Source organism: Clostridium sp. 1001270J_160509_D11, from assembly GCF_015667935.1.
In the GTDB taxonomy this organism is placed as follows: Bacteria; Bacillota; Clostridia; order Peptostreptococcales; family Peptostreptococcaceae; genus Intestinibacter.
This window is the reverse complement of the sequence record NZ_JADPET010000020.1, coordinates 1-13445: the sequence shown is the minus strand read 5'-3', so window position 1 is coordinate 13445 and position 13445 is coordinate 1. Positions and strand designations below refer to the sequence as shown.

Genomic DNA, 13445 nt, shown 5'->3' with positions numbered 1-13445 from the left:
ATACCTCCATAAACATTAATTACTCAGCTCTTAATCTTCCTCTTAATGCGTAAACATCTGCTGCTTCTCTAACAAATGCTGCGTTTATTTTACAATTGTATTGATTTTCTAATTCATCAGCTATTTGATATAATTCAGCTTTTGTAGATCTATAAGGTCTTAAAGCATTGTATATTTCAAGTATTCTTTTATCTGGAACTGCAATAAGTTCAGCAGCTCTTCTAAGGTTTGATGCAAAGGCATCTCTTCCTACAGATTCTGCAACTTGAGCTTGCATTTCTAGTGTTTCTGGAGCTATTCTTATATCTTCAGATTTTATTTCACCGTTTATAACTTTATCTAAAGTTAAATCGTCTAATGCCATACCTGATTGAGCTTTTATTTTTTCGCTCATTTTTTCACCTAATGGGTAGTTTTCTGCTGTAACTTTACAACATTCTTTCTTAGGAGTGCACTGAGCTTGTGGTGCTTGAGTTTGTCCTAAATTTTTTAATACTTCTTCAACAATTTGTTTTATTAATACATCATTTTGACTCATTTTGAACCTCCCTATTATTTAAACTCAACTTTTAATTCTTGAGGTTTTTTATTTCTATCTGCATATTGAGTTTCTTTTATATGTAATAATGCTGCTATTGCTTGATATTTTGGTCTAGCCATTTGGTCATTTCTTACTGGAACTGGTGTTGGTGATTCGCTTTTAGCATATTTAGCTGCATTTTTACCTATAGCTCTATATGTTGGTAAATCTATTAATGGAGCTTGAGAGAATAATTCTACGTTACTAAGTGGTGGTAAATCTTTTTGATGTATTACTGTAGTCCCTTTAGATTGTATTCCTATTCCTATTCCTGAACCACTCATTTCAGCTGCATCATGAGCTATAAAAGAAACGTCTGAAGTTCTGTATACTTTTACAAATCTATAATTTAGACCTTCTTCTTCTATACCTGCTATTATTTCTTTTAATACTTTGGCGTGATCTATTCCTATTATAGTTTTAGTTTGATGTACGCCAAATGCTGGAGCTAACCCAATAACAACTTCGTCTGGTCTGTGGTCTGGAACAAAGTCCCCAACTTCAGTTATAAATAATTTACTTACTTCTTCTTCTGGCACTGGGCTAGCTACTGGTGCTGGAGCTTCTGCTTTAACTTCTTCTTTAGCAGGAGCAGCTTCTTGTGTTATCCCTTCTTGTGCTATTTCTTTTATAACCTCTTCTATTACACTTCTTAAAACTTTTTCATCTATTGCCATAATCTATCACCTCTCTTTTAATAATCCTCTGGACTCTTCGCGTTGTTGATGTTTTTGATTTCTTCCCATCTTTCACCTTCAACTTGATATCCTGTTTTTGGTCCAGCGTATGTATTAGGGCAGTTTACAGCACTTTGAACTTTGAAGTCTTTATCAAGTATTGCTGCTGTGTGTAAGTAATCCCCAGCAACTTTTTGTTTACTCAATTTGAATACGCTATCTGCAACATCTTCAAATCCTGCTTTATATAAAGCTTTTATTATATCTATTCCTGTAGTACCTCTCGCCATCATATCTTCTGCAGCTTTTAAATCTTCAACTACATTTCTATCTGGCATATCTTTACTACCATGTGCATAAGTAGCTGCTTCTACTTCTTCATCAGTTATTTCTGTTAATCCTAATTCTTTAAATAATCCTTGTATAGCTCTAGCAGCTTTATTTCTAACTCTTACTACATCTTCTTCTTTAACCGGTCTTAGACCACCATCTATTTTTAAATCTCTTTGGATTATATTCCAGTCATCATAATCTTCTGCATCCCAGTTAGAACCAGCGAACATATTATCATAGTTTGGAGTAGCACTATATCCTGAACATATAAAGTCAGTTCCTGGTACCATTTGCATTAATGAACGAGCAACTCTTCTTAAATCAGAGTGAGTGAATGTTTGGTCATTACTAGATGCACACTCTAAATCAAGCATTGCAGCTATTAAGTTTTCTGCTAATACGGCTCTTATACCACTTGGAACACCAGCAGGCACACCTATACAACTTACTGAACCATTTTGGATACCTTGAACACCGCAACCTTTAGTTACATATAAGCATCTAGATTCTAAGTAAAGCATTGATTTACCTTCAGCATATCCCATTTGTACTTCTGAACCTGTACCAGATGTAAATCTCATTTTTAATCCTCTTGATGCATAAGAAGATGCTAAGAAACCTTTAGACCATGGAGTATCATCACCATCCATGAAAACTGGTTCTGTTCCATATACTGAAACTGTTTCAGCATATGCAGTAAAACCTTTCATACCTAATTCAAGTTCAGTCGCTTCTTCAACTGCGCATTGAGTAAGTATACCTGGTCTACCAACTTGTGCACCTATCATTATTGCAAGTGCATTAAATGGTGCATATCTAACTATACCAACTGTTGTTTCTTGTTCATCAAATCCTCTAAGTGCAGCTTCGGCAGCATCTGCAGCTATTTGGATTGGATTGTCTTTTACATTTGTAACGTGGCATTGATTTGATGGTCTTTGTCTAGCTCTCATTTTTGTAAGAGCCATCATCATCTCTAATACATTTAATTGAGATACAACTTCTGTTATTTTTGCTGGAGTCATAGCAGTTGTCAAACCTACTATGTCAGCTCTTGTAACATTTATATCTACCAACATCCTAGCTAATTTTAGAGAATCCATAGCCATAACTTCTTCAGTTTTTTCTAGATTAATACCGTGGTCTGCTATAAAGTAATCTAGCATGTCGAAGTCTTTTCTTGTTTTTCCATCTAACTCTACAACTAAACCGTTTTCTAATTTTATACTTGGAGTTGGGTCATTTGGTCCTTCCATAGCTATTAAACCAACTTCTGGCCATTCTTTTACGAAACCGTCTTGGTTAACTGGTCTATTTTCTAATACTTCAAAACGTTTAGATCTCAAAACGTTCACTCTCCTTCTTTAATCGTTATTCTATTTAAACTCAATCCTTAATATCTATTTATATATATGGAACTGTAGTTGATGTTGGTTCTGTTCCATCTAAAGTTTTAAGAACTTTTAAACCTACTTCTCTTGCAGCTATTATCGCTTGTCTAACTGCTCCTGAATCTCCTGAGAAAGTTAATATAACTTCGTTTGAAAAGCTTGTTCCACCATTACCTGGAGTAGATACGCCTACTACATCTACGTTTGCCGCTTTGACAGCAGTATCTGCTAATAAAACACCTATTGCTGCTGGTGCACCAACTGTTATACCAAAAGATTTTCCTATTGGAGCTCCGAATGCTTTATTTAAAGCATAACTTGCTCTTGCAGTATATTGGAATTCTAAATGACCAGCAGAAGTTCCATATACATCACCAAAAGTTCTATCTAATTCTTTTAATGTAACTTCTACAGCACGTCTTGCATCTGATACATCTTCTGCTCCAAATATAATTAAAGAACCATGTCCTGCTCCACCTTCTGTATCTCTTGGAAGTTCGATTAATACTATTTCACTATTTGTAGCTTTTACTGCTTCATCTGCAGCGAATATTTGAGGACCTGCCCCTGTTCTATCCCCAATTATACCTATTGATCTATATTTAGGGTCTATTTTTAAAGCTTCATGTATACCTGCATCTAAGTTTGCTATTACAAGACCTATAGTACTACCTATAGCTGTTCCAACAAATTCTGTTAATCCGCAACCTGTAAAATTTGCTGTGCAAGGAGCTTTAGCTTCTTCTTTAGATTCGCATTTTTCTTCTTGTACTTCTTGTTTTTGTACTTCTGGGGCATCAGCCATTTTTTTCATAACCTCACCCATAATTTTTTGCATTAAATCTTCGTTCATATTTTATTCCTCCTTAAATTTATAGGTTTATAATTGTTGTTTTGGTAATATTCTTTCAACATCTGTATGTGGTCTTGGGATTACATGTATAGATACTACTTCTCCAACTTTTTGAGCAGCTACTGCTCCTGCATCTACTGAAGCTTTAACAGCTCCGACATCCCCTCTTACCATTACAGTTACTAACCCAGAACCTATTTTTTCATATCCAACTAAAAAAACGTTTGCTGATTTGACCATTGCATCTGCTGCCTCAATCGCACCAACTAATCCTTTAGTTTCAATCATTCCTAGAGCTTCTCTTTGCATATCTAGTAACCTCCCTCCTATTTCATACAAAATAAGATATTATTTAGAATTGATAAATTTGTTGCTATTTAATTTTATTTTTATTTACCTAATTAAAAGTGTATCTCAATTAATATGAGAATTAGTTGAACTATTAGTGCATATTTTGGCAAAAAAAAATTACCTTTTTACAGGTAAAATCTAATTTATCTTTTTTTATTGTATACGATACAATAAAATTTTGAATTTCAAACTATAATTTGTCACTTTTATGCCATAATGATAACAAAATATTATATAGTAATAACAAAATAGTATCATACAAACAAAGGCGAAGGTTTTCCTCCGCCTTATCTATTCATTATTTAGTTGTTTCTACATACGTAAATGCATTTTATTTTTTATGCACTGCTCTCTATACTCGCTAGGTGTTACTCCTACCTTTTTCTTAAATACTTTGCTAAAATAATTAGGTTGGTTAAATGCTAGTGATATAGATATATTTACTATAGGTATATTTTTATCAGCCAACATCTCTTTAGCTAAGTCTATCTTTCTATCTGTAACATATGTCACAAAGTTTATTCCAACTTCTTTTTTAAATATTTTGCTCAAGTAGTGTGGTGTTATATTTATATTTTTTGCAACTTCTTCTAATGTTATATTCTTTTTAATATTTTTTTCGACATATTGAATTGCCTCTTGTGTATAATCATTTAAATTGTTTAATTCTTTGTCGTATACTTCTTCCCCACTATCTGTTTCTAAACAATCTAAAAAACTATTTTTATCTTTTGGAAGTTCTTGATTATCCTTATCCATATATTTATTTATTGTCTTAATAATAATCTCTTCTCTGACTGGTTTTATAAAGTAATCATTTACTTCTAGTTCAAAAAGTGTTTCTGCTAAATTATAACTACAATCACCAGTGATAACTACTATTGGCATATCATTTTTCTTTATTCTAATATATTTACAAAGCTCTGTCCCATTAATTATAGGTATATTAATATCTATAATCGCTAAATCAATTTCTCTTTCATTTATTGTATGTTTAGCTGTTAGACCATTATCAACTTTTATTATCTCTACTTTTTCTTTAAATTCCTTTGAAATAATTAATTCTAAAACATTAGCAGACAAATATTCATCCTCTACAATTAATATCTTATACATTGTTTTCCACCTCAACCATAGGTATTTTTATATTTATGATAAGCCCTGTTGTTTTAAAATTAGCACTATACATCTCTAATTTATATTCTTGTCCATATAAACTTATCAGCCTTTGATTTATATTATAAAGACTTGTAGATTTATCTTTATTTTTATAATCAATATCTTCTATGATTCTCTTTATATTTTCTGCTGAAATACCATCTCCATTGTCAATTACTTCTATTATAAAGTTGTTACTATCCTCATATCCTTTTATTCTAAGTTCTGATGTTTTTATGTTTTTCTCCACTACATATTTAATAAAGTTATCTAAAACTGGTTGTAGTATCATAAAAGGACACTTGAGGTCGTGGTATTTTTTATCTATGGCTATGCTATAATTTATTTTTTCTCCAAATCTTACCTTTTGGATATTCATATAACTCTCAGCATAATTTATCTCATCATATAAATAAGTAATACCTTCGTTTTCATTTCTCAAACTATATCTAATTAAATCTGAAAAACTGTGTATAATATCTAATGTTTTTGGCGCTTGCTCTATATATGCCAAGTTTTGAATAGTATTTAACGCATTGAATATAAAGTGTGGATTTATTTGGTACTGTAATGTTTTTAATTTTAATTCCCTTAATGTCTTTTCTAAAGCTACTCTCTTTTTCTCTTCTTCTATCAATTTTGTTTCTTTTTGCATTAATTCTTCTTTTATCATATTTACAAATTTGTTTTCTAACATATATGTAGAAATCCTGTAAATTAGATCTGCTGCCGATTCTAAATCGTCATACTTTTTTTCTTCAATAGAATTGTAGCATTTTTCTAATTTCTCACCACTCCATTTTGATAACTTTCCAAAAGCCCCTGTTTTTTCGTCACATTCATCTTCATCAATTAACTTAGATTGTCCACCTAATATTGCCCCAATATAATTATTATTTATTACAAGTGGAACAGAAAAATCATATAGACCTGCATGGCACTTATATATGTGTGGTTTTCTATTAATTAATGATTGTATCCCTCCATATGCATCACATTTATAGCATTTATCTCTCCACTTAGGATCTTTTCTAATTTCTGTGCAAAAATTTGTGAAATTACTTGGAGTGGTAATGGGTCTTCCCTCATAATCTACTGTTACAGCAGCTACATTTGTTGATTTTGCAAATATATCCTGAATTTCTTGTAGGATATTAATATCGATTAGTTCTTCTAATTTAATATCTGTAACCATATAAAATCCCCCTTATTTAAAGACCATATAGTTAATATCTGGCCCTCCTATTAATAGGCTAAAAATAAATTTAAAATAATTATAAGATTCTATCAAAGTTTGTTTTCCATTTATTGTATATGTTAAATTTTATCATAAGTATCATAGAAATAGTAATTTTTATTACTCACAAGCAACTATTTTTTATAAAGTGTAATTTTTTATTCAGTTATTGCAAAATATTTGCTTATTATAAATTTATCATTCTTCTATGATACTATATTTATAACCTTGTTTTTCTTATATGAATAACGCTGACATAGATTTATATTTTGTAATTTCACATCTAAAGGGGGGAATATATTTTGAGTGAATTGTTTATTGTTATATTTGCATCACTTGGAATTGGTATTTATCATATAGGACATTATTTCTTATTTGATTCCAATTTATCAACTTATTTCAGAATATTATTCGGTTTAATTGTATTATTTTTTATACTTCGATTTTTATATTATAAAATAAGATTTAAGATTTCACTATCTAAAGTAAATATCGATATATATGATTATAAATTTTATAAGACTTGCAATAATCTGTTCAATAAGTTATCTTATATAATAAGCAGTTTTTTATATAATTCTATATCTGAATATAAATTCACTATAAAAGACTTCAGCATTACCAAAAACTACTCTACTAGAGAAACAAATGATACAGAGTATTATCTAAAATTGAGATTACGTTGGTATGCATATGTAAGGTTTACTTATACAAGAACTAGGATTGCTATAAAAAAAGCTGATAATTTTTCATTTGAACACCAAAACACTATGATTTTAAGGGCTTTATCTGAAGAAGATAGAGAGAAATACTTAAACTATAAATCTAAAATTGAAGAATTAGAAAATGAAAAATTAAATATATTAAAACTTAGAAAAATAGAAAATAATAGTTTTATAAATTATATTTATAGATATAATATTGTAAAAATACACAACAATAATATAAAATTAAAAAAGAGTTCTGATTATCTAACTTTCATGACTAAAAAATCAGAACAATATGCCAACGATATAAGGGCATATAAAAGATCTAAATAAGCTTTTTACAACTTCAATATACAACAAAAAGGCTATCTAAATTAATAATATATTTTAGATAGCCTTTTTTATTTTAATCATTTCTTAGATATTTAAATAATTCATCTATTCCCACATTGTCGATTGTATCTACTTTAAAAATTTTATTTACCCCTATCATATTCAACATTTCACATGCATAATCTATTTGTTGTTCTGTTGCTAAATTGATTTTTGTGATTATACCGATTACATCCTTTGGAAATCTACTTGCAAATCCAGGTGCTATGTAATTTCTCTCTTGTGTTGCATCATAAACTACCCCTATTATTTTAGCATCACTTGCTGCAACTATAAGTGCATTATAAAATCCCCTATTTTCTATGTATTCTCCCGGAGTATCGATTGAATCAGTATATAACTGTATCGATTGCGTTTTATTATATATTAATTCTAATTTATCTAGTTTTTGGCATAATGTAGTCTTTCCACAGCCAGTCTTCCCCATAAAAATTATATTCTTCATGATTAAGTCCTCGTAATTTTTGTAGATGAAAACCCTAGCATATCACCTAAAACCTTTAATATATTTTTTATTGCAGATTCTACTGAACTTACATCGCCTGATATTACTAATGAACCGCTAAATCTATCTATAAATCCTAATGATATATCTGATGCTTTTGTCGCAACATCTGCTGCTATTATTGCAGCCTCACTTGGAGTTATTGTTAAAATACCAAGTGACTCTCTTTTATCTACTACTAAACCGAGCTTTTTGTATATATCTTCATCTGGATTTGCAATAATATGTGCAAGTGTTACTTGTTTTCCCGGAACATATTCTTGTATTATCCTTTGTTTAGTTTCCCCTTCCATTTTGTTTTCCTTTCTATATGACTTTATATTATTTTCTCTAAAATCTTGATTATATCTTCTTTTGTCGGTTTTACTGGATTAGTTTTTGTGCAATTATCATTTAAAGCAAGCTCTGCTATTTCATCTTTCATAGATTCCACTTCTTTTGCATCTATTCCACACTCTGTCAAAGTAAGAGGCATATTTAGTTGTTTTTGCAATTTTATAATAGCATCCTTCAAACTATCTACAGCTATCTTTTCATTAAAAATATTTAGTTTTAAAAATGAAGATATTTCTGCATATTTTTTCGCAGTTTCAGAAAACTCTATTGTTTTATATCCTTTTATTTGTGAGTTATAGTCTATAACATGGACTAATAATAGTGAATTTGCTCTACCATGTGATATGTGGAATTTTGCCCCGATTGCGTGGGCAATTGAGTGGTTTATTCCTAGAGAAACTTTATCAAATGCTATCCCCGCTAAACAAGAGGCGTTGTGCATTTTTTCTCTTGCTTTTATATCATCTCCATCTGCATATGCTTTTGGAAGGTATTCACAAACTAATTTAATAGCTCTTTCTGCTAATGCATCTGAACAATCGTGTGATTGTGTAGATACATATGCCTCTATTGCATGAGTTAAAACATCCATTCCTGTATCTGCTGTGACATTTGGTGGCACACTTTTCACAAGCTCAGGGTCTAATATTGCAACATCTGGCAACAATTCATCAGATACTAAAGGATATTTCACTCCCTTTTGAGCATCGGTTATAACAGAAAATGATGTCGCTTCTGAGCCTGTTCCGCTTGTCGTTGGAATTACTATAAGTTTTACATCTTCTAATTTTATATTTTCTAAATTCAATATTTTCTTAGCAAAGTATACTATTGCTTTTGAAGTGTCTATTGCCGAGCCACCGCCCAATGCTACAACAACATTTGGCATAAATCTTTCAAACTCTTTTATTCCAGCTGTAACTACTTCCATAGGTGGGTCTGGAACTATATCACAGAAAACTGTATATTCAGACTTTTGTAGGTATTTAATTACTTCGTTAACTAAACCTGACTTAACCATAAATGGATCTGTTATCAATAGTACTTTTTTCCCTGCTAATTGTTCTAATGATTCAAGTGCTCCTTTACCAAAATTAATCTTCGTCTTTATTTGGAAACTTTTCAAAATACCCCTCCCCCTTTTTTGCTTCATATGGTTATTATAATTTACTTTTTTAATTGAGCCAACAATTTCATATTTTAATTAGAATTTAATCTAAAAATTTAATCCTTAAAATAAAGGCCCTATAGCTTAAAACTATAGAGCCTTTAAATCTTCTTTTTTTAAATATATTATTTTATTTTAATTTAGTCAAGCAACTCCACCATTTATCATAAAATAGTATAGTTTATTTGCAAAATATTATAATAGTATAAATTTATGTAATTTATACTTTTGTTATAAACATAGCTTATCTGTATTTTATAATTAAATAAGTTATCTATTATTTTAATATAATTTCATAAGCCATAACCATAAGTGGCATAGTAGCTATACAAACAAGCACTGTAAATACGTTTATCATGTTCGCATAATCTGCATCATTGTCGTAAACTTGTGCCATTTGAGTTACTGTAGATGCTGACGGTGTCATAGTCGCCAAAAAGCTTATCAGTAGTATTGTATAACCATCTGGAACATAACTTGTTAAGTTAGTTAGTTTGAAAAATACTAATACAACTGCTGGGTAAATTATCATCCTCATTAAAGCTACTAAGTAAATTCTCTTAGTTGTAAAAATTGTTCTAAGTTTTACACCAGCCATCAACATCCCCGCAACTATCATACTAAGTGGCGCTATTAATTTTGAAACAGCTGCTACTGTATCTTTAGTTATTCCCGGCAATTTTATTCCTGTTATAAATAAAATTAGCCCAATTAGTATAGCTATAGTATTTACATTTATTATTATTTTTCTTAAATCTGCCCCCTTTTCTTCGCTTATCATCATCTTACAATGTGTCCATAAAAATACAAGCTGAACAGACATAAATCCACAGCAATATAGTACCCACTTATCTCCCAAAATTCCCGCTACGATTGGTATAATTAAATTTCCAGCATTACTATATATAATTGATGCCTTTTCTATTGAGTTAAATTTAAATATTTTACCTAATAATTTTGTCAACGCAAAAAATATTATATGAATAAATATCGCCGCTATAACTGCCAAAATCAACCCATTTCTAGTTTCTACAGTGTAATCTACTTGAAATGAATTTATGATTGTGCATGGTATTACTAAGTAAAGCACAATTACGGATATTGTTTTGCTGTCTGTTGATTTTAGTAAGCCTGACTTTACTAAAATATACCCCATAAGTATCATAAGAAATAGCTGTCCTATTTGCCCCATTAACAATAAACTAATCAAATCTCAATTCCTCCCTATATTATTTTCAAAAACAAGTTTATGATAACATATTTTTATATAAAATAATATAAGTCTTAAGTTGTTTTATTTTATCCACAGTTTGTCAAAATACCACTTGCAACTAAATACCAAAGTAATGCAAACAATATCGCCAATATACCACATATTAAGCTAAGTTTTTTTGCCTTGGTTAAAAGTCCTATAAGGGATGCTATAATAAGAAGTCCCTCTATTGCTAAAATTATCATTGTAAATGACATATCTATATCTCCTCTATATAAAATACCAATTCATTTTCTTTATTTTTTTCAACGTATACCTTGTAGTTTTTATCGTTTAAATCTATATTCATTTCTTGACTCAAAATTGTTTTATCTTCTTTATTGGTAATTAATATCTTAAATTTTGATTCTTTTATATCTAAATACATCTCTTCTTTATTGTGTATCATACTGTTATCAGCTTTAATCGTACCTCCAGAATATTTTTTAGACTCATAGCCTACACTTTTTATATCTTCGCCTGTATTGTTAACTACAGTTATATTGTATGAATCTTCTACTAAAACTGGCTTTTTAAAATAAAAAATCGAAATACATCCTAATATAATCACAACTAAAGTTGCTAAAATCAATGATTTATTTTTTAACATCTTTATACCCCCTAATCAAATTTTAAAATTGATATTAATTATCTTTATAATCTTTGAGCATTGTAATATATTACTAAATTAATTATACTCTTCGTTTTATTGTATGTCAATTTATTTTTATCGTTTTTCGATAAATATATATTATTTTATAATAAACTTTCTTATTTGTTATATCTTTATAAATAGTTTTCAAATATATCAATTTACTTAAATATAGAAGAATAAATTATAATTAACAATAATATATACAGGAAGATAATTTCCTTATATAAATGAAATTATCTTCCTTATAATTAAAATAATTAAAAAAGGCTGTATAAATCCTCCGATTATACAGCCTTTTAATCTATTTAAATTTTATAATAATTCTATTCCTGCTTCACTACATTCTTCAATCATATCTTCTGGCCAAATTCCAACTTGAACCTCACCTATATGTGCTTTGTTTAAGAAGAACATACATATTCTAGATTGACCAATTCCTCCACCTATTGTATAAGGTAGTTTTCCATCTAATAATGCTTTGTGATAGTCTAATTCTTTTCTATCTTCGCATCCTGCTGCTTCTAATTGTCTTTCTAGTGCTTCTTCATCAACTCTAATTCCCATAGATGAAAGTTCTATCGCTTGGTCTAATACTGAGTTGTAGAATAATATATCTCCGTTTAAATCCCAATCGTCATAGTCTGGACTTCTTCCATCGTGTTTTTCACCTGTGCTTAAAGTCTTTCCTATTTGCATTAGAAATACTGCTTTCTTTTCTTTAACGATTGCATCTTCTCTTTCTTTTGGTGTTAAATCTGGATACATATCTAATAACTCTTGAGAAGTTATAAAAGTTATTTCTTCAGGTAGTTCACACCCTACTTCTGGATAAATTTTATGAACATGTGCTTCCGTTTCTTTAAATACTTGGAATAATGATCTAACTACGTCTTTTAAAGTATCTATTGTTCTGTCTTCTTTAGCTATTACAAGCTCCCAATCCCATTGGTCTACATATAATGAGTGTAAGTTGTCTAGCTCTTCGTCTTTTCTGATAGCATTCATATCAGTATAAAGACCTCTACCAACTTGGAATCCATATTTTTTAAGCGCCATTCTCTTCCATTTAGCTAATGAATGTACTATTTCAGCATCTTTGTGAAGATATGGTACTTCAAAACTTACTGGTGTCTCTACACCGTTTAAGTTGTCATTTGTACCTGTTTCTGGTAAAACAAACAGTGGTGATGATACCCTTGTTAATTTTAACATTTCACTTAATCTGTTTTCAAAGAAATCCTTTAAATCTTTTATTGCCTGTTGAGTTTCTATTACACCTAAACTATTTTTATATTCTTTTGGTATTACTAAACACATAATCTTATACTCCCTTTTCCTTTAAATTTTAAATATATTTTTATTGTAGTTTTCAAAATCATATTTCAGATGATAACATAAGGCACTGCCTTATTTTTTTAATTAAAAAAAGCCCTTCATCCTATCTATAGGACGAAAGACTTAACTTCCGCGGTACCACCTAAATTAACTAATGTTCACCTCATTTAGCGTACTATTATACGCCACCAATTGTAACGGTTTGGTTCCGACTAAGTCTACTCTCAATATGATTTCGGTTAGTAGCTCTGGGATGTTCTTCATTATAAACTTTGTACTGGACTCACACCATAACCAGCTCGCTCTCACTCAGTATTTATAATTACTCTTCCCTTCATTGCCTTTTGAATTTTCTTCCAATTTTTATAATATATAATTTACACCAATAAATATTTCTTGTCAATAAATATTTTTAATATTTTAACCATTCTAATAATTTTTATACTGATATATAGTATTATTTGTATTTTTATTTTATGAGATTTACTTTCATTTTGTTACAAGAAATATCAAA

15 protein-coding genes and 1 other annotated feature are annotated in these 13445 nt (G+C 29.8%); of the genes, 1 reads left to right on the top strand and 14 read right to left on the bottom strand.

Annotated features, from left to right (window positions below):
- Positions 1-19: 19 nt before the first annotated feature.
- The 7 genes from I4U58_RS03590 to I4U58_RS03560 all read right to left on the bottom strand — a co-directional run bounded on the left by I4U58_RS03590 (position 20) and on the right by I4U58_RS03560 (position 6538).
- Complete coding sequence (locus I4U58_RS03590) at positions 20-538, bottom strand: diol dehydratase small subunit (RefSeq protein WP_195929675.1); 519 nt, start codon at positions 536-538, stop codon at positions 20-22.
- 14 nt (positions 539-552) lie between these two features.
- Positions 553-1257: a propanediol/glycerol family dehydratase medium subunit gene (locus I4U58_RS03585; RefSeq protein ID WP_195929674.1), complete on the bottom strand. Its 705-nt coding sequence runs from the start codon at positions 1255-1257 to the stop codon at positions 553-555.
- Between the two features lie 17 nt (positions 1258-1274).
- Complete coding sequence (locus I4U58_RS03580; protein ID WP_195929673.1) at positions 1275-2936, bottom strand: propanediol/glycerol family dehydratase large subunit; 1662 nt, start codon at positions 2934-2936, stop codon at positions 1275-1277.
- A gap of 58 nt (positions 2937-2994) precedes the next feature.
- Entirely contained in the window at positions 2995-3834 is an 840-nt protein-coding gene (gene pduB, locus I4U58_RS03575; protein ID WP_195929672.1) for a propanediol utilization microcompartment protein PduB, read from the bottom strand.
- A gap of 27 nt (positions 3835-3861) precedes the next feature.
- Positions 3862-4143, bottom strand: coding sequence for a propanediol utilization microcompartment protein PduA (pduA, locus tag I4U58_RS03570; protein ID WP_195929671.1), 282 nt, complete (start codon positions 4141-4143; stop codon positions 3862-3864).
- Between the two features lie 354 nt (positions 4144-4497).
- A complete protein-coding gene (locus I4U58_RS03565) occupies positions 4498-5301 on the bottom strand; it encodes a response regulator transcription factor (protein ID WP_195929670.1) in 804 nt (267 codons plus the stop codon).
- On the bottom strand, positions 5294-6538 hold the full coding sequence (locus tag I4U58_RS03560; RefSeq protein ID WP_195929669.1) for a PocR ligand-binding domain-containing protein: 1245 nt from the start codon (positions 6536-6538) through the stop codon (positions 5294-5296). The genes I4U58_RS03565 and I4U58_RS03560 overlap by 8 nt, the downstream gene beginning before the upstream one ends.
- Before the next feature lie 344 nt (positions 6539-6882).
- Between I4U58_RS03560 and I4U58_RS03555 the strand changes: the two genes are divergently transcribed.
- On the top strand, positions 6883-7620 hold the full coding sequence (locus tag I4U58_RS03555) for a hypothetical protein (RefSeq protein ID WP_195929668.1): 738 nt from the start codon (positions 6883-6885) through the stop codon (positions 7618-7620).
- A gap of 73 nt (positions 7621-7693) precedes the next feature.
- Here the strand turns inward: I4U58_RS03555 and I4U58_RS03550 are convergent, their stop codons facing one another.
- The 7 genes from I4U58_RS03550 to asnA all read right to left on the bottom strand — a co-directional run bounded on the left by I4U58_RS03550 (position 7694) and on the right by asnA (position 12913).
- Positions 7694-8125, bottom strand: a complete 432-nt coding sequence (locus tag I4U58_RS03550; RefSeq protein WP_195929667.1) for a EutP/PduV family microcompartment system protein — start codon at positions 8123-8125, stop codon at positions 7694-7696.
- A gap of 2 nt (positions 8126-8127) precedes the next feature.
- Positions 8128-8478 carry a BMC domain-containing protein gene (locus I4U58_RS03545; RefSeq protein WP_195929666.1) on the bottom strand — a complete coding sequence of 117 codons (351 nt, stop codon included), beginning with the start codon at positions 8476-8478 and terminating at the stop codon, positions 8128-8130.
- A 23-nt stretch (positions 8479-8501) separates the two neighbouring features.
- The gene (locus I4U58_RS03540; RefSeq protein ID WP_195929665.1) at positions 8502-9647 is read right to left on the bottom strand and encodes a 1-propanol dehydrogenase PduQ; all 1146 of its coding nucleotides are present in this window, start codon (positions 9645-9647) and stop codon (positions 8502-8504) included.
- Between the two features lie 319 nt (positions 9648-9966).
- Positions 9967-10899 (bottom strand): AEC family transporter, encoded by a 933-nt coding sequence (locus I4U58_RS03535; protein WP_243269548.1) that lies wholly within the window; start codon positions 10897-10899, stop codon positions 9967-9969.
- An 89-nt stretch (positions 10900-10988) separates the two neighbouring features.
- On the bottom strand, positions 10989-11159 hold the full coding sequence (locus I4U58_RS03530) for a hypothetical protein (protein WP_195929664.1): 171 nt from the start codon (positions 11157-11159) through the stop codon (positions 10989-10991).
- Between the two features lie 2 nt (positions 11160-11161).
- The gene (locus tag I4U58_RS03525) at positions 11162-11551 is read right to left on the bottom strand and encodes a hypothetical protein (RefSeq protein WP_195929663.1); all 390 of its coding nucleotides are present in this window, start codon (positions 11549-11551) and stop codon (positions 11162-11164) included.
- A gap of 357 nt (positions 11552-11908) precedes the next feature.
- Positions 11909-12913 carry an aspartate--ammonia ligase gene (gene asnA, locus I4U58_RS03520; RefSeq protein ID WP_195929662.1) on the bottom strand — a complete coding sequence of 335 codons (1005 nt, stop codon included), beginning with the start codon at positions 12911-12913 and terminating at the stop codon, positions 11909-11911.
- Between the two features lie 125 nt (positions 12914-13038).
- Positions 13039-13278 (bottom strand) — a binding site (T-box leader).
- Positions 13279-13445: the final 167 nt, after the last annotated feature.